The following is a 23,516-nucleotide window of genomic DNA, read 5'->3' as shown; positions in this document are numbered from 1 at the left end:
GCCGTTTCGACGCTTATTGCGCGATCAGCTCGCGGAGGGCGCTTCCTTTTCCTCCGGCCAGTCGCGGATGTAGGCCTTGAGCATCCTGTTCTCGAAGTTCTGCGCGTCCACGACGGCCTTGGCCACGTCGTAGAAGCTGATCACACCCATGAGCATGCGCTGGTCCATCACCGGCATGTAGCGCGCATGGCGGCCCAGCATCATGCGGCGCACCTCGTCCATGTCGGTCTCCATGGTGCAGGTCAGCGGCGCGTCGTCCATCGCCGTGCGCACCAGCGTGGTGCCCACGCTGCCGCCGCTCCTGACCAGCAGTTGGATCACCTCGCGGAAGGTGAGCATGCCCACCAGGTCGCCGTGCTCCATCACCACGAGCGAGCCGATGTCCTTCTCGGCCATGGTCTCCAGCGCGCGCGCCAGCGGTTCGTCGGGGGTGACGGTGTAGAGGGTGTTGCCTTTGACGCGCAGGATGTCGCTGACTTTCATGGGATGTGTCTCTCTCGTACTCGGTATAGCGGTGCTCCGGAAAATATAGCCCACAAATCCCCCACAATGGCGCACGAATTCACCACTTTGGAGACATGGATGCCCGGATATTCCGACCCCGGCTTCGACACGCTCGCGCTGCACGCGGGCGCGCAGCCGGACCCCGCCACCGGAGCGCGCGCCGTGCCGATCCACCTGAGCACCTCGTTCGTGTTCGAGTCGAGCGACCACGCCGCGGCCCTGTTCAACCTGGAGCGCCCCGGCCACGTCTACAGCCGCATCAGCAACCCCACCAACGCGGTGCTGGAGCAGCGCGTGGCCGCGCTCGAAGGCGGCGTGGGGGCCATCGCCGTGGCCAGCGGCCAGGCGGCGCTGCACCTGGCGGTCAGCACGCTGATGGGCGCGGGCGGGCACATCGTGGCCAGCACCGCGCTCTATGGCGGGTCGCAGAACCTGCTGCACTACACGCTGCGCCGCTTCGGCATCGAGACCACCTTCGTCAAGCCGGGCGACATCGACGGCTGGCGTGCGGCGGTGCGGCCCGAGACGCGCCTGTTCTTCGGCGAAACCGTGGGCAACCCGGGCCTGGAGGTGCTGGACATCCCCACGGTGGCGCAGATCGCGCACGAGGCCGGCGTGCCGCTGCTGGTGGACTCCACCCTCACCTCGCCCTGGCTCATACAGCCCTTCGCGCACGGGGCCGACCTGGTCTACCACTCGGCCACCAAGTTCCTCTCCGGCCACGGCACCGTGATCGGCGGCGTGCTGGTGGACGGCGGCAGCTTCGACTGGGAAGGCTCGGGGCGCTTCCCCGAGCTGACGCAGGCCTACGAAGGCTTCCACAACATGGTGTTCAGCGAAGAATCCACGGTGGGCGCCTTCCTGCTGCGCGCGCGCCGCGAGGGCCTGCGCGACTTCGGCGCCTGCATGAGCCCGCACACGGCCTGGCTGATCCTGCAGGGCATCGAGACGCTGCCGCTGCGCATGGAGCGCCACGTGCGCAACACCGAGAAGGTGGTGCAGTTCCTCGCCAGCCACCCGTTCGTGGCGCGCGTGGGCCACCCGCTGCTCGCATCGCACCCCAGCCACGCGCTCGCGCGCAAGCTGCTGCCGCGCGGCGCGGGCTCGGTGTTCAGCTTCGACCTCAAGGGCGACCGTGCGCAGGGCAAGAAGTTCATCGAGACGCTCAAGGTGTTCAGCCACCTCGCCAACGTGGGCGACTGCCGCTCGCTGGTGATCCACCCGGCCAGCACCACGCACTTCCGCATGAGCGACGAGGCGCTGGCGGCGGGCGGCATCGGCCAGGGCACCATCCGCCTGTCGATCGGCCTGGAAGATGCCGACGACCTGATCGACGACCTGCAGCGCGCACTCAAGGCCGCGGAAAAAGCAGCAGAAAAGGCAGGTGCCTGATGTACATCGAAGTCAACGGCGCCCGCACCTTCTGCTACACCGGCGGCAAGCCTTTCGACGCGGCCAAGCCCACCGTCGTGCTCATCCACGGCGTGCTCAATGACCATAGCGTCTGGGGCTGGCAGAGCCGCTACCTGGCCCACCACGGCTGGAACGTGCTGGCCGTGGACCTGCCCGGCCACAGCGCCAGCGCCGGCGAGGCGCCCGCCAGCGTGGAGCAGGCGGCGGACTTCATCGCCGCGCTGCTCGATGCGCTGCACATCGACCGCGCCGCGCTCGTGGGCCACAGCTGGGGCTCGCTGATCGCGCTGGAAGCCGCCAGCCGCCTGGGCGCGCGCGTGAGCCACCTGGCGCTGGTGGGCACGGCGTTCCCGATGAAGGTGTCGCCCGCGCTCATCGACGCCGCGCTGAACGCGCCCGAAAAGGCGCTCAAGATGGTCAACGTGTTCTCGCGCAGCACGCTCGCGCCGCCCTCCGGCGCGGGCTTCTGGGTCTACGGCGCGGGCATGGCGCTGGGCCGGCGCGTGCTGCGCAGCAACCCGCAGGTCAACGTGTTCCACCGCGGCTTCGTGGCCTGCGACAGCTATGCCGGCGGCGAACAGGCCGCCGCCGCGCTGCAGTGCCCCGTGCTGTTCGCGCTGGGCACGCAGGACCAGATGACGCCGCCCAAGGCCGCTCAGGGCCTGATCCAGGCCGCGCGCTCCGCCGGCGTGCCCGTGAAGGTGGCGCACCTGCCCGTGGGCCACCACCAGATGAGCGAGGCGCCCGACGCCACGCTGTTCGCATTGCGCGATTTTTTGATGTGAATCAAAAACGGCTGCAGCGCTTATCCAGAAAGCGCTAGCAGCTATCAATTCAGCAGCATGCGGCGTGTGAGGGCGGCGGTTTCCCGCCCCGCGCCCTGGGGCATTGCCGCGCCGCCCGGCGCCGCGCCCTAGACTGGGCCGCTCCGCCCTCCACCACCCGCGTGGCCTGGCGCGCGCAACGCCGGGCACGCGGCCACCGCATGCCATCGACACCACCGACCGGACACAGCGACACCCCCTGGCACGCCCTGCCCGCCGGCGCCGCCGCCGAGCGCCTGGCCACCGACGCGCAGCACGGCCTGCCGCACGCCGAGGCCGCGCGGCGCCTGTCCGTGCACGGCCCCAACCGCCTGCCCGCGCCGCCGCGCCGGCCCGCATGGCTGCGGCTGCTGGCGCAGTTCCACAACGTGCTGATCTACGTGATGCTGGTGTCGGCCGCCGTCACCGCCGGGCTGGGGCACTGGATCGACACCGGCGTGCTGCTGGGCGCGGTGGTCATCAACGCCCTCATCGGCTTCGTGCAGGAGGGCAAGGCCGAGTCGGCGCTGGACGCCATCCGCCGCATGCTCTCGCCGCAGGCCACGGTGCTGCGCGGCGGCGAGCGGCAACTGGTCGCCGCCGCGCAGCTCGTGCCGGGCGACATCGTGCTGCTGGCCTCCGGCGACAAGGTGCCGGCCGACCTGCGCATCGTCTCGGCCAGGAGCCTGCGCGCCGACGAGGCGGTGCTGACCGGCGAATCCGTGCCCAGCGACAAGAACGACGCCCCCGTGGCCGGGGACGCGCCGCTGGGCGACCGCCACGGCATGCTCTATTCGGGCACGCTGGTGGCCGCGGGCACGGCCACGGGCGTGGTAGTGGCCACCGGCTCGCACACCGAGCTGGGCCGCATCAGCGCGCTGCTGGCGCAGGTGGAAACGGGCACCACGCCGCTGCTGCGCCAGATCGCGCGCTTCAGCCGCTGGCTGGCATTGGCCATCCTGCTGTTCGTGGCCGCCACCTTCGCCATCGGCGTGCTCTGGCGCGGGCAGGCGCCGGCCGACATGTTCATGATGGCCGTGGCGCTGGCCGCATCGGCCATCCCCGAGGGGCTGCCCGCCATCATGACCATCACGCTGGCGCTGGGCGTGCGCCGCATGGCGCAGCACCGCGCCATCATCCGCCGCCTGCCGGCGGTGGAGACGCTGGGCTCGGTCACCGTGATCTGCTCGGACAAGACCGGCACCCTTACCTGCAACGAGATGACGGTGCAGCGCGTGGTGACCGCCAGCCACGTCTACGACGTGACCGGCAGCGGCTACGCGCCGCAGGGCGGCTTCCACGTGGGCGGCGCGGCCGTGCCGCCCGCCGAGCACCCCACGCTGCAATGCATGGCCCGCGTGGCGCTGCTGTGCAACGACGCCGCGCTGCACCAGGGCGCCGAGGGCTGGCAGCTCACGGGCGACCCGACCGAGGGCGCGCTGCTCGCCTTCGCCCTCAAGGCCGGGCTCGACGGCCCGGCCACGCACGCGGCGCTACCGCGCATCGACGCGATCCCGTTCGAGTCCGAGCACCGCTTCATGGCCACGCTGCACCACGACCACGCGGGCCACGCGCTCATCCTGGTCAAGGGCGCGCCCGAGCGCGTGCTGGACATGTGCAACACACAGCACAGCGGGCAAGGCTGCGAGCCGCTGGACCACGACTACTGGCGCCGCGCCGCCAACGACTGCGCAGCGCGCGCGCTGCGCGTGCTGGCCATCGCCGCCAGGCGCGTTCCTGCCCGGCAGCACGCACTGGACTTTGCCGACATGGAAGGCGGCTTCACGCTGCTCGGGCTGCTGGGCAGCATGGACCCGCCGCGCCCCGAGGCCATGGCCGCCGTGGCCGAATGCCACGCGGCCGGCGTGCGCGTGAAGATGATCACCGGCGACCATGGGGAGACCGCCCGTGCCATCGGCGCGCAGCTCGGCATCGGCCTGGGCCGCCCCGCCCTCACCGGCGCAGAGATCGAGCTGATGGACGACGAAGCGCTGCGCGAGGTGGTGGACAGCGTGGACGTCTTCGCCCGCGCCAGCCCCGAGCACAAGATCCGCCTGGTGCAGGCCCTGCAGGCGCGCGGCGAAGTCGTCGCCATGACGGGCGACGGCGTCAACGACGCCCCCGCATTGAAGCGCGCCGACGTAGGCGTCGCCATGGGCAGGAACGGCACCGAGGCCGCCAAGGACGCCGCCGCCATGGTGCTGGCCGACGACAACTTCGCCACCCTGGGCGCGGCCGTGCGCGAGGGCCGGGGCGTCTACGACAACGTGCGCAAGTTCATCCTGTTCATGCTGCCCACCAACGGCGGCGAGGCGCTGGTGGTGTTCTTCGCCATCGCCTTCGGGCTGATGCTGCCGCTCACCGCCGCGCAGGTGCTGTGGATCAACCTCGTCACGTCGAGCACGCTGGGCGTGGCGCTGGCCTTCGAGCCCACCGAGAGCGACGTGATGCGCCGCCCGCCGCGCGACCCGCGCGAGTCGCTGCTGTCGGGCCTGTTCGTGTGGCGCGTGGTGATGGTGTCGGTGCTCATGGCCTGCGCGGCGCTGGGCCTGTTCCTGTGGGAGCTGGGGCGCGGTTCGAGCCTGGAGACCGCGCGCACCATGGCCGTCTGCGCCGTGGTGGCCGCCGAGATGTTCTACCTGCTCAACAGCCGCCACATCCTGCGCAGCGCGCTCTCGCGCGAAGGGCTGCTGGGCAACCCGCAGGTGCTGCTGGCCATCGGCGTGTGCGCGCTGCTGCAACTGGCCTTCGTGCACGCGCCGTGGCTGCAGGCCGTGTTCGGCTCCACCGACCTGTCGCCCGGCGAATGGCTGCGCGTGCTGCTCGCGGGCGCAGGGGTGTTCGCGGCGGCGGAGCTGGAGAAGTGGGCGCTGCGCAGGCTCGGCCGCGCTACGCCAGCCACTGGCACAGCACGGTGAGGCTGGGCACCGTAGCGTGGGGCGCCGCGCCCTCGTGCGCCCAGGCGGCGCCGGCCGTGTTCAGCCACGCGGCCTGCATGCCGGCATCCAGCGCGCCGCGGCAATCGAGCAAGGCATCGTCGCCCACATGCAGCACCGCGCCGCACGCCACGCCCGCGGCCTGCGCGCCCGCCTGGAAGATGCGCGCATCGGGCTTGGCCACGCCCAGCACCGTGGCACTCAGGCTGGCCTTGAAATAGCGGCCGATGCCGATGCGGTGCACATCGGCGTTGCCGTTGGACACCGCCACGACGGGATAGCGCGCCGCCAGGAATTCCAGCGCCTCCAGCGCATCGTCGAACAGGTCCACGCGCTGGCGCTCGGCGAAGAAGAAATCGAACGCGGGCTCGGCCAGTCGCGGATCGTCGCCCGCCTGCGTCAGCGCCAGGCGGATGGACTCGCGCCGCAGCGCGCTCAGGTCGCGCAGCAGATCGGGGCGCAGCGCCTCCACCTGCACGCGCACGGCACGCAGCGCCTTGGCATCGGCATACATCGCTGCCGTGGCGGGCGCATGCACGGCCAGCCAGTCGGCCAGCGCAGCCTCGGCCCGCGCGATGGTGGGCCATACGGGCCAGAGCGTGTCGTCCAGGTCGAGGGTGACGGCGCGGATGCGGCCCACGTCCATGCTGTGGGGATGAGTCCCTGCGGATTGCGTCATGGCCGCGAGCATATCCCGCGCAGCCCGAGCGCCTTTCAGCAAGGGCAATGCCAGCCAGCCCGGGAAAACCCAAGGCCCAACCACCAACAACTGGTTACTAAAATGACACAGGCAAGGGGAGTGCCATGCAAGAACAAGCAAGACGCATCGCCGGACTGCTGTACGACGGCGTGCTGTCAACACAGGACTGGTATGACGGCATGGAAGCCTTCAAGATGGCCGTCGGTGGTTTGAACTTCCACCAGCTCACCGTCGACATCCAGCAAGGTGCTGTGCTGGAGAGCATCACCAGTGCCAACGATGACAAGGGAGTAAGAAACTACGAACAGCACTATGCCCTGACGGACGAGCGTGTTCCCGCCATGATGCGCCTGGGCCAGGGGGAGATGATGCTGGACCACGAGCATTTCAGCGATCGCTATATGTCGCACAGTGCTCTCTACGCAGACTGCCTCGTCCCCATGGGCATGAAATACACCATGGGCCTGATGCTGCGTGTAGAAGGCAGTGTGCAGCAGTATGTAGGCTTCATACGCGCTGCGGATAGGTCGCACTTCAACAATGACGACCGCAACTTCGCGCTGCATCTTGTGCCTGATGTAGTCCGCGCGTCGCACCTCCGAGCCCGTGCCGGCCAACTGGCCCGCCATGCGGCGCTAGGGCTGTCCGCACTCGACGCACTGCCGCAAGCCATTGCCGTGGTGGATGCGCAGTGCCGCATCCAGTATTCCAACCCCTCCGCCGACCGCATGCTGGCCCGCCCTGGCGCAATGGGCATACGGCACGGCCGCCTGTCGTGCCAGGACGGCAATGCGCAGGTGCGATGGCAATCCATGGTGGCCGCTGCCTGCACCCGCCAGGGAACGGGAATGGCAGGCGCACTGCAACCCGCGCCCGGCGCGCGCAGCTTCGTGGTTACCGTTCTGCCGATCAATGCCCGGCATCCGATGGCTTTGCACCAGGCCCCTCTGGCGTTGGCAGTACTGCACGATCCTGGCGCCCCCGGTGGCCTCGACCCGCGCCTCATTGGGGAAATGCTAGGCCTGTCGCCTACCGAAACCCGGCTGGCGCTGCTGCTGGCAGCCGGCAAGACTGTCAAGGATTTCGCAGCCGCCGAAGGCATGAGCTGGCACACGGCGCGCTCGCACGCCAAGAACCTCCTGCGCAAGACAGGCTGCCGCCGCCAGTTGGAGCTGGTGGCTCTTCTGCAATCGCTGCGCATCGGCTGACACACATGCAGAGCGAAACCCAGGCCATCGCGGGACTTTTCTACGACGGGGTGCTGCAGCCCCAGGCCTGGCACGCGGCCATGGATGCGATGTGTACCCGGCTGCAGGCGGGCGTCTTCCACAGCTTCACGCTGGACGAAAGCAGCGCGCCAACGCCCGAGAGCGCCGGCAACCTGGAGCAGTTCGGGCTGCACGCCAGACACATGGCCGAATACGAAACCCAGCATGCCGGCAATGACCCGCGCCTGGCGGCCACGCTGCGCCTCGCGACGGGCGGGGTCATGCTCGACCATGAGCATTTCAGCGCACGGGAAGCGCTGCGCAACCCTGTCTATGCAGACTGGCTCATTCCCCTGGGCCTCAAGCACACGGCGGGCACCGTCGTGCGCCTGGAAGGCAGCGCGCTCGACATCATCAGCTTCATGCGCCCCAGAGACGCCAGGCCGTATTCCGCCGATGACAAACGCTTCATCGAACGCCTGGTGCCCGACATCGCCCGCGCGGCCAAGCTGCGCGCGCGCATGGTCACGCTGTCGCGCAGCGCCCACCTGGGCATGGCGGCGCTGGACAGCCTGCGCCAGGGCATCGTGGTCGTGGACGCGCAATGCCGCATCCATCACGCCAACGCCGCCGCCGAGCGCCTGCTGGCCCTTCCGGGCGCGCTGGGCGCGCAGCACGGCCGGCTGCGGTGCGCCGTGGGCACGGCGCATGAGCGGCTGGAACAGCTGGTGCGCGGCGCATGCGCCACGCCAGCCAAGGCCGGGGCCATCGCCCTGACGGACGGTCCACAGCGGCTGGTGGCGGCCGTGCTGCCACTGCAGGCCAGCCATGCCTGGGCCGGCATGCAAGCGCCCATGGCGCTGGTCGTGGCCGCCATGCCAGGCGCGGCATCCAGCCTGGACCCTCGGCTGGTGGGCGACATGCTGGGCCTGTCACCCACCGAGACGCGCCTGGCGCTGCTGCTGGCAGCCGGCAAGACCGTCAAGGACTTCGCCGCCATCGAGGGCATGAGCTGGCACACAGCGCGCTCGCACCACAAGAACCTCCTGCGCAAGACGGGCTGCCGACGGCAGACGGAGCTGGTGCAGTTGCTGCAAACGCTGCAATTCGCTTGACGGCCTATTGCCATTCGACGGCTCATGGCGGCCTTCGCCTCTCAGCCTCCATGCGTCATTTCAGCTGAAAACTCACCACCTCGCCGCTGTTGCGCTTCAGGTAGAGCACGCCGTCCTTGCGCCGCATTTCATTGCAGCCCACGTTCTTGCCCGAGTCCAGGCACAGGCTGCTTTCCTTGGTGCTCCATTGGCCGGAGTCGGAGTAGTTGCCCACGCTCAGGTAGAAACGGCCGTCTGCCTTGAACTGCCACTGCCACTTGGGACCCTGGGCCGGGGCCGTCGAGAACACCTTGTCCGCCAAAGCCTCGCGCAGCGCCTCTTGCGTCAACAGTTCGGCTCCTTCGGGGTAGGCGGTGGTTTGTGCGGTGACAGTGGCGCTGGCGCCGAGCAGGGCCATTGCCATGGCAGTGGTCGACAGGAATTGCTTCATGGTGGTTTCCTTCATTGAGTCTTGAGAGTGCAGCAAGGAGCGCCGCCACCGTGCGCCGCCCTTGCCGGGGTTGTGCCTTACTGGGCTTCCAAGGTGAAGTGCATGTCCCGCCCATTGCGGTCCGTATAGGTCAGGCCGAATTCGGCATAGGTGGTGGCCGATGCGCCATCCGGCTTGCCACCGAAGGGGATGGAGGCTGTCTTGCCGTCCGCCGCCACCGTGCCCGGCATGCTGGCCGTGCGCACCACGGCCGGGCCGCTGGCCGATGCGTCCTTGGGTCCCTGGCGGAAGGAGTACAGCGCCGATCGCGCCATGGGCAACCCGCCAGCCGGAGGCTTTGCCGCCTGCAACTCGGCCTGGGCTGTACCACCGCTAGCCTTGAAGGCCGCCACGATCTCGGCTTCGCTGGGCGAGAGATCCAGGAACCGGGGGAAGGCCTCCACATCGAACTGCGCGAAGGGGTACGAAGGGTTCTTGAGCTTCACAACGTAGGTGGCGATGGGTGTCTTGCCCTGCTGGCCGTTGACGGTCTTCCAGCCGTCGTCGGCATAGAGGGCGAAGGTCACATCGGCGCCTGCCTTGTCCAGGCCCAAACTGGCAATCACGGCGTCGCCCCCGGCAAAGCCTTCGGCATCGAACCGGTGCACGTTGTAACCCCACGCATCGGTGCGCGCACCCAGCTTTGTGCAATCGGCCGTGGCGGCATTGGCTTCAGTGTTGTCGGCGTTCGAGCGGCAGTTGCGGAAGCTGTCGCCGTCCGTCCAGTTGGCATTGCCAACCAAGCCCTGCATCTCGGCCGCATCGCGGGCGATGCGCGGCGACAGCAGCTTGAGCGAATGGGGTGCTGCACCCGCCTTGCCCGAAGCCCAGGACACCACGGCATAGGTAGCCACCTTGGCGGGATCGGTCACGCTGAACAGCACCTCCCGCCGCAACTGGTACGGCGTGTTGGCCGGCGCGCCATCCGCCAGCTTGCGGAATACCTGCAGGCGGTTGCGCGACACCAGTCTCACCGCTGCCACGCGACGGTTGCCCAACTCGCGCAGGGCCTCGCCCGTCTGCGGCGTGGCGCAGCTACCGCTGCTGCTGCCTGAGACAAGGGTCTGCACCTGCCCCGTGACGGACGTTCCGTCGGTGTACTGCTCGTCGTAGCCGATGTCCACCTCATGCCGAGCTGAGCCGTCGGCGTTGGTGGTCTTGCGCTCGGCCAACATCTGCACGTTGGCCATCTTGCGGCCCACCAAGTAAGCGGAGTTTTGTGCCTGCGCAGCGCTCCAGTTCGCCACCAGCATGGCCTTAGTGCTGCCGTTGCCTAGATAGCACGCATCCACCAGGGAATAGCGCTCTGCCCCGCCGTCGGGCATGCGCTGCGCCAGCAGCGCCTCGTTCGCCTGCACGTACTTCTGCACCAGCTCTTGCGTGCTGGGGCCTGCGGGCGGCGGGGTGGAGGGTCCGCTGCCGTCGCTCCCACCGCCGCAGGCGGCAAGGGCGATGACAGCGCTGGCGACTGCCGTGCAGCGCCACAGGGTGGTGGGTTGGTTTCTTTTCATGGTTGCGTGCCTTTCTTGAGCTCGGAATCGTCGGGGTGGATGCAGCGGATGCGCTCTCCGTCTCCACAATGCAGGCTACCCAGGCCCCCATGGAGGCGCCATCCCACAAATGCGGGATGGCGCACAGCCTTGGGCACACGGATAGTTCTGAGCACTTCGCCATGGACTTCAAAGATGATTTCAAAAATGAGAGCTGCTAGCGCTTACCCAGCAAGCGTAGGAAGCCAAAAATACGCCCAATTCATTGTCTGGTGGCTGCGCTGGCTGCTGGCGTTGTGCCTGGGCCTGGGCGGCAGTGCGGCGGCCTGGGCGGCGAATGCCTGGGAGCAGACCTCGGGGCCGGAAGGCGGCTGGATCAATCAATTGGCCGTGGCCCCCAATCTGCCCACGACCCTTTATGTCGGCACTGAAGGTGGCGGAGTGTTCAAAAGCACCGATGCCGGTGCGACCTGGGCGCCTGCCAGCAACGGGTTGACGCGCAGGTTAGTGGCTGCCGTCGCCGTCGATCCCACGGCTTCGACCACGGTGTATGCCGGCACCAGTGGCGGCGGGGTTTTCAAGAGCACGGATGGGGGCATGAACTGGGCGATTGCCAGCCCCGGCTTTGCAGGAGCCTACGTGCTGTCACTGGCCATCGACCCCGCTTCGCCCACTATTTTGTATGCAGGCACCTACGGCGGCGTGTTCAAGAGCGTTGATGGCGGCGCGAACTGGGCGGCTGCCAGCGTCGGGCTGACGAGCACCTATTCGGCTGCATTGGCGATTGACCCCGTCACGCCTACAACGCTATACGTGGGCACATCGGGCGGGGGTGTCTTCAAAAGTGTCGACGCTGGCGCCAGTTGGTCGGCCACAGGCTTGGCGACTGGCAGCGTGAATGCCCTGGCGATTGATCCCGCCAACCCTGCCACGCTCTATGCGGGAGGCAGCATGGGGATTTTGATGATGAAGAGCGTGGACGGCGGGGCCAATTGGTCTGCGGCGAACGGTGGATTGTTCCAACAGCCGATGTCCATCGCCATCGACCCTGCGGCCTCTTCGACGGTCTATGCAGGCACCGCAGGCGGTTTGTATAGAAGCCTGGATGCCGGGTTGACTTGGGCTCAACATGGGCCCGGGGATTGGCCGAGCCTTGGAGTGAGATCAGTGGCCACTCATGAATCGAATGTGTACATGGGCGCTTCTGGAGGCGTATTCCGCAGTATGGATAGCGGGGCCAGCTGGGCAATGGCGAATACTGGCCTTACGAACAGTACGGTGCGTGCGCTGGTGATTGATCCGGTCTCGCCTTCTACCGTCTATGCCGGCATCCAGGCGGGTGGTGTCTTCAAGAGCAACGATGCCGGGATGCACTGGTCTGCGGTCAACACGGGTCTTACGGTTACCGACATACGCGCATTGGCCATGGATCCGAGTACACCCACGACGCTTTATGCAGGGACTTGGAGCGGGGGCATTTATAAAAGCGTGAACGGCGGCGCGTCCTGGACGCCATCCAACAGCGGAATGACGACCTTCACGGTTCTCGCGTTGGCCATCAACCCGGCGGCGCCGGCCGTGCTGTATGCGGCTACCAACATCGGCGTGTTCAAGAGCACCAACGGAGGCGCCGCCTGGCTGCCGTCCAGTACCGGACTGCCGGCCGAGTACGTGTATTCACTGGCCATTGATCCCACCTCGCCGTCCACGCTCTATGCGGGTCTCAATACGGGCGGTATTTACAAAAGTACGGACGCAGGGGCGAACTGGACGGTGAGCCGATCCGGTGGGGAAGTAGCCCCGTTGGTGGTCGACAGTGCTGCGACGGTGTATGCAGCCGTGCGCTTTGTCGGGCTGCTGAAAAGCACCGATGGGGGCGCCAGTTGGGTAAGTGCCCAGCCGGGGTTGCCCGATACGCCCTACGCGCTGACCATCGACCCCACCACGCCCTCGACACTGTATGCCGGCGCCAGTGACGGCGTTTTCAAGAGCGTCGATGGAGGCGCCCATTGGTCGGCCGCAAAGACGGGCTTGGCCAATATCGCCCTGTATTCCCTGGCTGTCGACCCCGTGACACCCACGACGATCTATGCCGGTACCCTGGGCAGCAGCGTGTTCAAAAGCACCAACGGGGCAGTTTCCAGTGAATCGCGCCTGCTGGATCTGGCATTGGCTGTGGGCGGCAGCCCCGTGGCTATGACCCCCCGTTTAGTACCGGCACGCTGAACTACGCTGCCACGGTGCAGGGCGCCGCCAGCGCCACGCTCACGCCCACTGGGTGGATCAACGACGCCGCCATCACTGTCAACGGCACTGCTGTGGCCAACGGCGCCCCCTCGGGCGCCATCGCGCTGAACCCCGGCAGCAACACATTGAGCGTCGTGGTCACGTCTGGCGACGCAACATCCACCCGCACCTACACCGTTAGCGTCACCCGCCAAGTCATCGCCCCCGCCGCGCCCACCGGCGTGCAGGCCGCGCTGGGCGCGCCGGGCACTGGCCAGGCCACGGTGAGCTGGACACCCAGCGCATCCAGCGGCAGCAGCGCGCTGGCGGGCTACACCGTCAACGGCGGCAGCGGCTGCACGGCGGGGCCGGGCGACAGCAGTTGCGTGGTGTCGGGGCTGGTGGATGGCACGGCCTATACCTTTACCGTGACGGCAGCCAATGCCGAAGGCGGCACGGCCATATCGAGCATCAGCAACAGCGTGACGCCCATGGCGTCGTGCACGTTCAACGGCATGCCGATTCTCCATGGTGGCTCGGTCACGGCATATGCGCAGTCCTCGGTGCCTTTCGGCAACACCTGCCAGCAGCAAACTAGGACTTGCAGCAACGGGGCGCTCTCCGGCTCCCATGCCTATGCCACCTGTTCTGTCTCGGCGGCCGCGTCCTGCACCTTCAACGGGCAGCCCGTCGCCCACGGCCAGTCCGTCACCGCCTACCTGAACGCCGCCGAGCCGGCGGGCGGCAGTTGCACGGCCGAATCCCGAAGCTGCTCCAACGGCGCGCTCTCCGGCTCCCACACCCACGCCGCATGCCAGGTGGCTCCCGGTGCGCCCACGGGCGTGCAGGCCGTGCCCACTGGCAGCGGGCAGGTGACGGTAACGTGGCAGGCGCCTGCCGACACCGGCAGCGGTATCACCGGCTACGTGGTCACGGCCCAGCCGAGCGAGCAGACCTGCGTGCCCAACCCCGCCACGGCCACCAGCTGCACGTTCGCCGGCCTGCCCAACGGGCAGACGCAGACCTTCGCCGTGGAGGCCACGAACGGCGCGGGCAGCGCCACGTCGGCAATACCATCGAACCCGGCGACGCCGCTGGCGGATCCCAAGGCGTTCTCGGCTCCGTCGCCCACGGGCACGGGCACCGTGGACGTTGCGGTGGCGGGCGGCAGCGGCACATGCGCGTTCGAGAGCGTGCAGCTCGTGTCCGCCGCCAGCGCCGGAGCGCCCGCGACGCGCAGCTTCCCGCACGGGGTGCTGGACTTCGTGCTGCACGCCTGCGACGCAACACCCGCCACGGTCACTGTCACCTATCCCCCTGGCACGCCGCTGCAGGGCGCGCAGTACTGGAAGCGCCAAGGCGGCACGTGGGCACCGTTCGCAGGCGCCGTGCTGGGTGCGAACACGGCGGTGCTAACGCTCACCGACGGCGGCACGGGCGATGATGACGGCGTGCCTACGCCCAACGGCCGCATCGTCGATCCGGGCGGCATCTCGGTGCTGGCGGCGGCCAGCGGCGCAGCGCCCATTCCCACGCTCGGCGAATGGGCGCTGGCGCTGCTGGCGGTGCTGCTGGGCCTGCTGGCCTGGCGACGCCAGTGGCATGCCTAGACCCGCCCAGGGCCTGCCACAATCGCGGCCCATATGTCTGCACACACCGCCATCCTGCTCTGCAACCTGGGCACGCCCGACGCGCCCACCGCCCCCGCGCTGCGGCGCTACCTCGCGCAGTTCCTGGGCGACCCGCGCGTGGTGGAGATCCCCCGCGCGGCGTGGCTGCCGATCCTGTACGGGATCATCCTGCGCACGCGGCCGGCGAAGTCCGCCGCCAAGTACGCGACGATCTGGACGCCCGAGGGCTCGCCCCTGGCCGTGTGGACGCACAAGCAGGCGCTGATGCTGCGCGGCTGGCTGGGCGAGGCCGGCGTGCGGGTAGCGGTGCTGCCCGCGATGCGCTACGGCCAGCCGGCCATCGGCGCGCAGCTGCAGGCGCTGCACCATGAAGGCGTGCGGCGCGTGCTGGTGCTGCCGCTCTACCCGCAGTATTCGGGCACGACCACGGCCAGCGTGGTGGACGACGTGGCCGCGTGGGTGCGCCGCTCGCGCAGTTTTCCCGAGCTGCGCTTCGTGAACGACTACCACGACGACCCCGGCTACATCGCCGCGCTGGCCGACAGCGTGCGCGCGCACTGGCAGCGGAGCGGCGGGCCGGCCGAGAAGCTGGTGATGAGCTTCCACGGCATTCCCGAGCGCAACGTGCGCCTGGGCGACCCCTATGCCGACCAGTGCCGCGCCACCGCGCGCCTGCTGGCCGAGGCGCTGGGCTTGGCGCCGGAGCAGTACCTGCTCACCTTCCAGTCGCGCTTCGGCAAGGCGAAGTGGCTGGAGCCCTACACCGAGCCCACGCTGGTGGCGATGGCCCAGGGCGGCCTGCGCCGCGTGGACGTGATGTGCCCCGGCTTCACCGGCGACTGCCTGGAGACGCTGGAGGAGATCAACCAGGAGGCGCGCCACGCCTTCCTGCAGGCGGGCGGGCAGGAGTTCCGCTACATCCCCTGCCTGAACGACGGGCACGCCTGGATCGGCGCCCTCTCCCGCATCGCGCAGAGGCACCTGGCGGGCTGGGTGGACTCATAGTCGAATCGGCCTCCAGCGCTTATCCATCAAGCGCAAGCAGCTCCTGTTTCAGGAGCGATCAGAAGCCCCGCGCCTCCGCATCGGCCAGGAAGCGGTCCACCAGCGCATAGTGCTGCGGCACGTTGAGCGCAGGCGCATGGCCGCAGCCCGGCACCTCGACCACCTGGGCGAGGCCGCGCGCGCCGGGGCCGCGCGCGAGCATTTCGGCCGTGGTCTCGCGCAGCACCAGGTCGGAGTCTGCGCCGCGCAGGCACAGCACGGGGATGGCAAGCCGGTCGTAGTCGTCCCACACAAGATAGTCGTTCTCGTGCGCCGTGAACTGCCGCACCATGGCCGGGTCGTAGTGCGGCGTCACGCGCCCGTCGGGCAGGCGGCGCGTGGAGGTTTCCGTGAGGCGCCGCCACTGCGCGTCGCTGAGCCAGCCATAGGGCGCATACACCTGCCGGAAGAACGCCTCCAGCTCCTGCACGGTGCCGAACGCGGGCGGCTGGCCCGCGTAGGCGCGGATGCGCGCAAGCGCCGCGTCGGCCAGTCGCGGCGCGTTGTCGTTGAGCAGCAGGCTGCGGATGCGTCCGGCCAGGCGCGGCTCGGCGCGGCCGGCGGCGCACACGGTGCCGATGGCGCCGCCCATCGAGGTGCCCAGCCAGTGCGCGCGCTCGATGCCCAGCCGCTCGAACAGGTCGCCCGCCAGGCGCGCGTAGAACGCCAGGCGGTACTCCTCGTCGGGCCGCGCGGCCCACTGGCTCAGGCCGCGGCCCACCGTGTCGGGGCAGATCACGCGGTAGCGGCCGGCCAGGTGGGCGGCGATCTCGTCCATGTCGCGCCCCGTGCGCGCCAGGCCGTGCCAGGCAATCACCACCGGGGCATCGGGCGCGCCCCAGTCCATGTAGTGGATTTCATAGCCGGCGCAGGTGGCGTAGTGCGACGAGGGAGACATGGTGGACCGCCTTGTGGGAGCAGGGAAGAAAGCTATTTCATGAGCCGGCCGTTGGCGCCGATCACGGTGACCTCGACGTAGCGCGAGCCCACGCGGCTGGTGGGCGAGTAGCCGACGGAGACGCCGCCCAGGTCGAAGCCCTGCAGCGATTCGAGCGCCTTGACGACCCTGGCCCGCGTGGGCGCGGGGCCCGCGCGGCGCAGCGCCTCGACCAGCACCTTGGCGCCCAGGAACTCCTCGAAGCTGGTGTAGTTCACCTCGGCCCCGGGAGCGTACTTCTTCAGGAGCTGCTGGTATTCGCGCACCACGGGCAGCAGCGGCCGGTAGGGGTACGGCACCACCTGGCTGATGCCCAGGCCGTGCGCGTTCTTCAGTCCGGCGATCTTCACGATCTCCGCCGGATCGACCACCGAGATGCTGTAGAGCTGCGCGCCGCCGCCCACCTCGCGGTAGCGCTTGACGAACGCGGCCGCGGGCTTGTTGATGGCGATCATGATGACGGCCTGCGCGTCCACGGCCTTGATGGCCTGGGCCGCCGCCTCGACCTGGTCCGTGTTGCGCTCGTAGCCCGCCGATGCCGCCAGCTTGAGCCCACGCCTGGCCAGCGCCGCCTCCACGCCGGCCAGGCCGGCCAGGCCGGCCAGGCCGAAGCCGTCGTCCTGGTACATCACGGCCACGCGGTCCATGCCCAGCGTGGCGAGCTGCTGCACCATGTGCTCGGCCTCGTCGGCGTAGCCCGCGCGCACGTGGAAGATCCAGGGGTTGAACGGGCTGCGCAGCGACTCGCCGCCCGTGTAGGGCGCCACCAATGCCGCCCCGCCCTGCTCCAGCACGCCGTCGGCCAGCAGCTGCGTGACGTTGGCCGTCCCCGCGAAGCCGAACAGCGCCACCACCTCGGGCCGCGCGAGCAGCGCGCGCGTGAGGCGCACCGTCTCGGGCACCTTGTAGCCGTCGTCCACCACCTCCTGGCGGATGGTGGCGCCGTGCACGCCGCCCTGGGCGTTGACCCAGTCGAAATAGATCTTGCCGCCCAGCACCATCTGCTGGCCCGTGGAGGCCAGCACCCCCGACAGCGGCGCCACCTGGCCCACCACCACCTCGGCGGCCAGGGCCGGGCGGCCCGTGGCGCCGAGGGCGCACAGCGCCAGGGCGGCGAGCAGCCCCCTGGCGCGCATGCCGATGCGCAACGCTTTCATGCCGGCGTCAGCGGGGCACCGTGATGGACGTGCCCGCGAAGCCGATCTGGTCGGCCGCCGCGGGCGCGGCCACGAACGGCGGCACGTTCGCCGCGGTGATCGCGGGCGCCGCGCCCGGCGTGCCGCCGCGCGGCGTGGTGCGCACCACCTGGCTGGCGGGCAGCGCGGCGCCGCTCTTGAGGTGCGCCCACATCGCGTCCATGGCCTGGTTGAAATACGGGTGCAGCGGCACGAAGCGCGTGTCGAAGCCCGCGAACGGCAGGAAGGCGTCGAAGTGCTGGCCGTTCACGACCTCGATGTAGCGCAGCTTGCTCGATGCGCCCTCCACGGTGCGGTTGAGCGCCGTGTAGGCCCGCGCGTTGTTGTTCACCGGCACCAGCGCGTCGCTGCGGCCCGCGACGATGATGGCCGGCTTGCCGCGCAGGTTGGCGCTGTGCAGCACCTCGGCGATGCCCGCGCGCACCTTGTCGCTGTCGGCCTTGGTGGGCGTGCTCGACGCCGTGAGCGCGGCGCCCGTCGCCGGGTCCTTGCCGCTCACCAGCGCGTGCTGGCACAGCGCGTTGTCCAGCCCCAGGTCGGCCGCGCCGGTGGAGGGCGAGACGGCGAACTGCCAGGCCTTGGCGCCGCCTACCGAGTCGTTGTAGACCACGGTGGCCGGCGTGCCGTTGGCGGTGCCGTTGGCGGTGGCGAAGCTCTGCGCCAGCGCTGCGGGTGCGGCGGCCACCACGTCGCCCGTGGCATTGGCGGCCGCGAAGCTCGTGCGGCACAGGTTCGCGTCGGCGGCGAAGCGGCCGTACGCCATGGTGTACATGGCCGAGAGGATGGGGCCGTTGCCCAGCCCGTAGTGGGCGTTGTGCATGGTGTCGTTATCGGCCGTCCAGCCATAGGCGTGCAGCTTGGCCAGCGCGTCCGCCGCGCGCTCGGCCGTAGTGGCGCCGTTCACCAGCCCCTTGGCGGCCAGGCCGTCGCAGCGCGCCGTGGCGCGTGCGGTCATGGCCGTGAGGCCGATGTAGTTGTAGATCGACACTTCGTTCAGCGCCGCATCGGCCGCCAGCGCCGCGCAGGGCTGGTAGATGTTGCCGTAGGTGGTGTATTCGGCCAGCGTCTTGCCGTAGCCCGCCACGGCCGCGCCGCCGAACTGGATGCCGTAGCCGCTCATGGTGGGCATCTCGGTCACGGGCTCTGAGGCCACCACGCCGTCGATCAGGCCGTCGCCATCCTGCTCGGCCGCGCGCAGCGAGGCCGCGCCGCCGTTGGAGGCCGAGCCCGCGATCACCAGCGTGTTGCCCTTGGTGAACGGCACGGGGTCGGTGGCCGTGCCGTAGCGCGCGTTGAGCACGTACAGCGCGTAGCGGCCCGCGGCCAGCGTGTCGCTGCCCCAGTCCTTCTCGGGATTCTGCTGCGAATGCGCGTGCTTGATGGCGATGCGGTGGGGGAAGGCCGCGTCGTAGGCCGCGCGTGCCGCCTCGCCCAGGGCGGTGAAGAAGCTGGATGCGCCCGCCGCGCTGCGCGTGGCGCGCGTGCCGTCGATCTGGTTCACCGTGTCGTCGGCCAGGTTGTGCAGGCCCACGCCCTTGCCCGCGTCGGTCAGCGCCACGGCGCAGCCCTTCTTCAGGCCCCACTCGCCCGCCGTGCCGATGGCGCCGTATACGCCGCGCGAGCCCGACGAGGGGCCGAGCACGATGCAGGGGTTGCTGGCGCTGAAGCTGTCGGGCACCTGCACGGCGATCACGGTCTGCTTGCGGCCCGAGCCGTCGTCGAGCACGGCCACGTATTCGCGTCCCGGGATCAGGCCTTCGCCGGCCGTCACCTGGCCGCCGGCCGTGACGTTGGGGCCGTACAGCGTGCCGTAGCCGCCGGCGGGCAGCGGGTCGAGGATGCCGCGGTAGTTGGAATAGAGCGCGTTGCGGCGCAGCTCGGCCGCCGTGGGGCGGGCCGGGTCGGCATAGGCCGGCGCGGCGGCCGCGCCCAGGCCGGTCTTGCCGATGCCGCCCGTGAGCAGGTCCTGCGTGGCCGCCGTGGCGCCCGTGCCCGCCGTGGTGGCGGGGTAGACCGTGGCGCCGATCTCCTTGATGCCCTTGGGCAGTTCGTTCGACGGCCCGGAAGAGCCGCCGCCGCAGGCCGCCAGCGCCGCCACGGCCAGGGCCGTCGCGGTGCAGCGCATGGTCACTCGTTCGTTCACTCGCATGTTGTCTCCTTGGGGGTAATGGTTGTCATGCAGGGACGGAAAGGCACGTCCGCTAGCGGGCGCGCAGGGAACGCAGGCGCCCCACCACGCCGGTGGGGAAGTAGTAAACGGACAGCACGAACAGCAGGCCCAGCCACAGCAGCCAGCGGTCGGGCGAGAGCAGCGCGGCCAGCCACGGCAGGCCGGCGGCGGCCTCCGAGCCGATGCGCAGCAGGTCCTGCAGGTAGCTCTGCGCCACCACGAAGAGCACCGAGCCGATCACGGCGCCGTAAATGGTGCCCATGCCGCCGATCACGACGATGAGCAGGCAGTCCATCATGATCTCGAAGCTGAGCGAGGTGTCCGGTCCGTTGTAGCGCAGCCAGAGCGCGAGCATGGCGCCCGCGAGCGTGGCGAACAGGGCGGAGAGCACGCTGGACGTGGTGCGGTAGACCACGACGCGGTAGCCGATGGCCTCGGCGCGGAACTCGTTCTCGCGGATGGCCTGCAGCACGCGGCCGAAGGGCGAGTTCACGATGCGCAGCAGCGCCAGCACCAGCACCACGGCGGCCGCGAACAACAGGTAGTAGGTGACGATGCGCCCGTCGATCAGCACGCCCAGCACCTCGTCCTCGAACGGCTCGAAGCTGGGCGACAGCAGCAGCGGCAGCTTGAAGGTCAGCCCGTCCTCGCCGCCCGTCCAGTCGGAGAGCTGCGAAGCCAGCGTCTGGAACGCCGCCGCCACGGCCAGCGTGATCATGGCGAAGAAGATGGCCCGCACGCGCAGCGAAAACAGGCCGATGGCCAGCGCCAGCAGCAGCGACAGCGCCAGCGCCGCGCCCAGCCCCACGGCCAGCGCCCCCCAGGTGGCGCCCATGCGGCTGGTGGCGATGGCGATGCCGTAGGCGCCGATGCCGAAGAACATGGTGTGCGCGAAGCTCACGATGCCGGTGTAGCCCAGCAGCAGGTCGAAGCTGGCCACCAGCACCACGAACACCAGCACCTTGGCCGCCACGTTGAGCGCCTTCACGCCGGGAAAGACGAAGGGCGCCGCCGCCAGCCCGAGGAGGACGGCCACGAGCAGCACCGCCAGCACCCTGCTGCGCGGATAGTCGCCGGAAAGAATGCGGTTCATCATGGTCAACGGTTCGCTACGGGGTACACACCTTGCGGCCGCCACAGGAGCACGGCCACCATGAGCGCGATGTTGGAGAACAGCGCCACCTTGGGCACGAGAAAGCCCGTGTAGTTCGCCATCAGCCCCACGAGCAGCGCGCCGATCAGCGCACCGCCGGTGCTGCCCAGCCCGCCGATGATGATGACGATGAAGATCAGCACGTTGACCTGCGCGCCCATCTGCGGCACCACGTTCTGCTGGTACAGGCCCCACATCACCCCGCCCAGGCCTGCCAGCGCGCTGCCGGCCACGAACACGCCCACGAACAGGCGCCGCACGCGGTAGCCCAGGCTCTCGACCATCTCGCGGTCCTGCACGCCCGCGCGGATCAGCAGGCCCACCTTGGTGCGCGAGAGCGTCCACGCCAGCAGTGCGAAGACGCCCAGGCCCACGCAGACGGCAAGCACGCGGTATTTCTCCACCGCCGCGTCGCCCACGATCCACGCGCCCTTCATCGCCTCGGGCAGCGGCAGCGGGATCTGCTGCGGGCCCCAGATGACCTTGATGAGCTCCTCGCCGATGATCATGCCGCCCATGGTGATGAGGATCTGCTTGAGGTGCTGCCCATAGACGGGCCGCACGATGCAGCGCTCGAACGCCAGTCCCACCGCGCCCGCCACCAGCATGGCGATGACCATCGCGGGCAGCACGGCGAGCAGGTTGCGCCAGAGTTCGGCGCTTTGCGTGTAGTCGCCCATGGCGCCGAGCACGCTGGTGGCCACGAACGCGCCCAGCGCGATGAACACGCCGTGGCCGAAGTTCAGCACGTCCATGAGGCCGAAGACCAGCGTGAGGCCCGAGGCGATGATGAACACGATCATGCCCATCGCCAGCCCCGCCACGGTAAGCGTGGCCCAGGTGCTGGCCGAGCCGATGAAGGGCAGCACGGCCAGCATCAGCGCGGGCACGAGGGCGATGGGCAGCCAGTCGACGTCACGCGCCATTGCTTCTTTTTTGATAGCTTGTTGCGCTTGACTGGCGGGCGCTGTGGCCTGATTTGGCTTGTATCCGCTCATAGCGCCAGCCCCAGCAGCGACTGCTGCAATGCCTCGTCGGCGGCCAGCGCGGCCATGGGGCCGGCGTGCACCACCACGCCATCGTCCATCACCGCCACGTGGTCGCCCAGGCGCTTGGCGAAGTGCAGGTTCTGCTCCACGAGCAGGATGGTGGTGCCGCTGGCTTTCAGCTGCGCGAAGGCGTCGATCATGTTGTTCACGATGGCGGGCGCGAGGCCCTTGCTGGGCTCGTCCACGATGAGCAGTGCGCGCGGCTCGACGATGGCGCGGGCCACGGCCACCATCTGCTTTTGCCCGCCGCTGAGCTTGCCGGCCGGGTGGTTCCAGAACTTCTGCACGGCGGGAAAGAGGCCGAAGATCCAGTCCAGCCGCGCCTCGTCCATCTGCGCGGCGGTGCGCGCGCCGCGCGCGGCCAGCAGCAGGTTTTCCTTCACCGTCAGGTCCGCGAAGATGCCCATGTTCTCGGGCACGTAGGCGATGCCCTGCTGCGCGATGCGCGGCGTGGGCCAGCCGGCGATGTCGGCGCCGTCCATCACGATGCGGCCCTGGCTGGCCTGCCACAGGCCCATGATGGTGCGCAGGGTGGTGGTCTTGCCCGCGCCGTTGCGGCCCAGCAGCATGGTGAGCTGCCCGCGCGGCACGGCGAGGTTCACGCCGTGCAGGATGTGGTAGGCGCCGATGTGCGTGTGCACGCCGGAGAGCTCCAGCAGATTGGCGGTCATGCGGCCTCCTTCGCGGCGGTGCCCAGGTAGGCCTCCTGCACGATGGGCGAGGCGATCACCTCGGCCGGGTTGCCGTCGGCCACCAGCGTGCCGTTGTGCAGCACGATGATGCGGTCGGCCAGCTCGCGCACCACGTCCATCTTGTGCTCCACGAGCAGGATGGTCTTGGTCTTGTCCTTCTTCAGCTCGCGGATGAGCTGCAGCACCACGGGCGCCTCGTCGTGGCTCATGCCGGCCGTCGGTTCGTCGAACATGTAGACCTGCGGCTCCAGCGCCATGAGCAGCGCCACCTCCAGCTTGCGCTGGTCGCCGTGCGGCAGGCTGGCGACGGGCGCGTCCTGCCGGTGCATCAGCGCCACGGCGCGCAGGATCTCCTGGGCGCGCGCCGTGAGCTGCGGGTGGTCGCTCCACACGCTCCACAGGTTCAGGCCGCGCCGGTGCGCGCCCTCCCGGGTGGCCTGCACGGCCAGGCGCACGTTCTCCAGCACGCTGAGGTGGGGGAACAGGTTGGTGAGCTGAAACGCGCGGCCCAGCCCGGCGCGCGTGCGTGCCGAGGCGGGTAGCCCCGTCAGGTCGCGCCCGCCCAGCGACACCGTGCCCGCCGTGGCCTTGAGCTGGCCCGAGATCAGGTTGAAGTACGTGGTCTTGCCCGCGCCGTTGGGGCCGACGATGGCGGTGAGCGTGCCCGGCGCGAAGGCGCAGGTCACGGCGTTCACCGCCACGTGGCCGCCGAAGCGCACGGTCAGGTCCTGGGTTGCAAGCATTGTTTGAATGAAAATGGCCTCCAGCGCTTGATGGACA

General features: G+C 69.4%; 19 protein-coding genes. 8 read left to right on the top strand and 11 right to left on the bottom strand.

Going from position 1 to position 23,516, the window contains the following annotated elements:
• Positions 1 to 24: 24 nt before the first annotated feature.
• The gene (locus tag AAG689_RS05895; RefSeq protein ID WP_020227389.1) at positions 25 to 483 is read right to left on the bottom strand and encodes a CBS domain-containing protein; all 459 of its coding nucleotides are present in this window, start codon (positions 481 to 483) and stop codon (positions 25 to 27) included.
• A 99-nt stretch (positions 484 to 582) separates the two neighbouring features.
• Between AAG689_RS05895 and AAG689_RS05890 the strand changes: the two genes are divergently transcribed.
• From AAG689_RS05890 to AAG689_RS05880, 3 genes are all read left to right on the top strand, one after another.
• The gene (locus AAG689_RS05890) at positions 583 to 1,896 is read left to right on the top strand and encodes an O-acetylhomoserine aminocarboxypropyltransferase (RefSeq protein WP_406625131.1); all 1,314 of its coding nucleotides are present in this window, start codon (positions 583 to 585) and stop codon (positions 1,894 to 1,896) included.
• Positions 1,896 to 2,702 carry an alpha/beta fold hydrolase gene (locus AAG689_RS05885; RefSeq protein WP_406625130.1) on the top strand — a complete coding sequence of 269 codons (807 nt, stop codon included), beginning with the start codon at positions 1,896 to 1,898 and terminating at the stop codon, positions 2,700 to 2,702. The genes AAG689_RS05890 and AAG689_RS05885 overlap by 1 nt, the downstream gene beginning before the upstream one ends.
• Positions 2,703 to 2,902: 200 nt before the next feature.
• Positions 2,903 to 5,638 (top strand): cation-transporting P-type ATPase, encoded by a 2,736-nt coding sequence (locus tag AAG689_RS05880; protein WP_406625129.1) that lies wholly within the window; start codon positions 2,903 to 2,905, stop codon positions 5,636 to 5,638.
• Here the strand turns inward: AAG689_RS05880 and AAG689_RS05875 are convergent.
• Positions 5,610 to 6,335: an HAD family hydrolase gene (locus tag AAG689_RS05875; RefSeq protein WP_406625128.1), complete on the bottom strand. Its 726-nt coding sequence runs from the start codon at positions 6,333 to 6,335 to the stop codon at positions 5,610 to 5,612. The genes AAG689_RS05880 and AAG689_RS05875 overlap by 29 nt on opposite strands.
• A gap of 125 nt (positions 6,336 to 6,460) precedes the next feature.
• Here AAG689_RS05875 and AAG689_RS05870 point away from each other — a divergent pair, with 125 nt between their 5' ends.
• Together AAG689_RS05870 and AAG689_RS05865 are read left to right on the top strand one after the other, a co-directional pair.
• Positions 6,461 to 7,564, top strand: a complete 1,104-nt coding sequence (locus tag AAG689_RS05870; protein ID WP_406625127.1) for a LuxR family transcriptional regulator — start codon at positions 6,461 to 6,463, stop codon at positions 7,562 to 7,564.
• A gap of 5 nt (positions 7,565 to 7,569) precedes the next feature.
• Complete coding sequence (locus AAG689_RS05865; protein WP_406625126.1) at positions 7,570 to 8,679, top strand: LuxR C-terminal-related transcriptional regulator; 1,110 nt, start codon at positions 7,570 to 7,572, stop codon at positions 8,677 to 8,679.
• Between the two features lie 55 nt (positions 8,680 to 8,734).
• Here the strand turns inward: AAG689_RS05865 and AAG689_RS05860 are convergent, their stop codons facing one another.
• Together AAG689_RS05860 and AAG689_RS05855 are read right to left on the bottom strand one after the other, a co-directional pair.
• Positions 8,735 to 9,109, bottom strand: coding sequence for a hypothetical protein (locus tag AAG689_RS05860; RefSeq protein ID WP_406625125.1), 375 nt, complete (start codon positions 9,107 to 9,109; stop codon positions 8,735 to 8,737).
• A 77-nt stretch (positions 9,110 to 9,186) separates the two neighbouring features.
• Entirely contained in the window at positions 9,187 to 10,659 is a 1,473-nt protein-coding gene (locus AAG689_RS05855; protein ID WP_406625124.1) for a hypothetical protein, read from the bottom strand.
• A gap of 174 nt (positions 10,660 to 10,833) precedes the next feature.
• Here AAG689_RS05855 and AAG689_RS05850 point away from each other — a divergent pair, with 174 nt between their 5' ends.
• The 3 genes from AAG689_RS05850 to hemH are packed head-to-tail and all read left to right on the top strand — an operon-like array spanning position 10,834 to position 15,500.
• Complete coding sequence (locus AAG689_RS05850) at positions 10,834 to 12,864, top strand: WD40/YVTN/BNR-like repeat-containing protein (RefSeq protein ID WP_406625123.1); 2,031 nt, start codon at positions 10,834 to 10,836, stop codon at positions 12,862 to 12,864.
• A 14-nt stretch (positions 12,865 to 12,878) separates the two neighbouring features.
• Positions 12,879 to 14,474: an IPTL-CTERM sorting domain-containing protein gene (locus AAG689_RS05845; RefSeq protein ID WP_406625122.1), complete on the top strand. Its 1,596-nt coding sequence runs from the start codon at positions 12,879 to 12,881 to the stop codon at positions 14,472 to 14,474.
• A gap of 33 nt (positions 14,475 to 14,507) precedes the next feature.
• Positions 14,508 to 15,500, top strand: coding sequence for a ferrochelatase (gene hemH, locus AAG689_RS05840; protein WP_406625121.1), 993 nt, complete (start codon positions 14,508 to 14,510; stop codon positions 15,498 to 15,500).
• A gap of 58 nt (positions 15,501 to 15,558) precedes the next feature.
• Here the strand turns inward: hemH and AAG689_RS05835 are convergent, their stop codons facing one another.
• From AAG689_RS05835 to AAG689_RS05805, 7 genes are all read right to left on the bottom strand, one after another.
• Positions 15,559 to 16,437 carry an alpha/beta fold hydrolase gene (locus AAG689_RS05835; protein ID WP_406625120.1) on the bottom strand — a complete coding sequence of 293 codons (879 nt, stop codon included), beginning with the start codon at positions 16,435 to 16,437 and terminating at the stop codon, positions 15,559 to 15,561.
• A 32-nt stretch (positions 16,438 to 16,469) separates the two neighbouring features.
• On the bottom strand, positions 16,470 to 17,633 hold the full coding sequence (locus tag AAG689_RS05830; protein WP_406625119.1) for an ABC transporter substrate-binding protein: 1,164 nt from the start codon (positions 17,631 to 17,633) through the stop codon (positions 16,470 to 16,472).
• Positions 17,634 to 17,640: 7 nt separating this feature from the next.
• The gene (locus AAG689_RS05825) at positions 17,641 to 19,821 is read right to left on the bottom strand and encodes a 3-hydroxybutyrate oligomer hydrolase family protein (protein WP_406625118.1); all 2,181 of its coding nucleotides are present in this window, start codon (positions 19,819 to 19,821) and stop codon (positions 17,641 to 17,643) included.
• Between the two features lie 52 nt (positions 19,822 to 19,873).
• Complete coding sequence (locus AAG689_RS05820; RefSeq protein ID WP_406625117.1) at positions 19,874 to 20,938, bottom strand: branched-chain amino acid ABC transporter permease; 1,065 nt, start codon at positions 20,936 to 20,938, stop codon at positions 19,874 to 19,876.
• Between the two features lie 2 nt (positions 20,939 to 20,940).
• On the bottom strand, positions 20,941 to 21,921 hold the full coding sequence (locus tag AAG689_RS05815; RefSeq protein ID WP_406625116.1) for a branched-chain amino acid ABC transporter permease: 981 nt from the start codon (positions 21,919 to 21,921) through the stop codon (positions 20,941 to 20,943).
• A 68-nt stretch (positions 21,922 to 21,989) separates the two neighbouring features.
• On the bottom strand, positions 21,990 to 22,715 hold the full coding sequence (locus AAG689_RS05810; protein WP_406625115.1) for an ABC transporter ATP-binding protein: 726 nt from the start codon (positions 22,713 to 22,715) through the stop codon (positions 21,990 to 21,992).
• The gene (locus AAG689_RS05805; protein ID WP_406625114.1) at positions 22,712 to 23,479 is read right to left on the bottom strand and encodes an ABC transporter ATP-binding protein; all 768 of its coding nucleotides are present in this window, start codon (positions 23,477 to 23,479) and stop codon (positions 22,712 to 22,714) included. The genes AAG689_RS05810 and AAG689_RS05805 overlap by 4 nt, the downstream gene beginning before the upstream one ends.
• Positions 23,480 to 23,516: the final 37 nt, after the last annotated feature.

The organism is Acidovorax sp. SDU_ACID1 (genome assembly GCF_045291395.1).
Lineage (GTDB): Bacteria > Pseudomonadota > Gammaproteobacteria > Burkholderiales > Burkholderiaceae_C > MR-S7.
The sequence above is the reverse complement of the archived record's forward strand: the minus strand, read 5'-3'. Positions and strand labels throughout refer to the sequence as shown.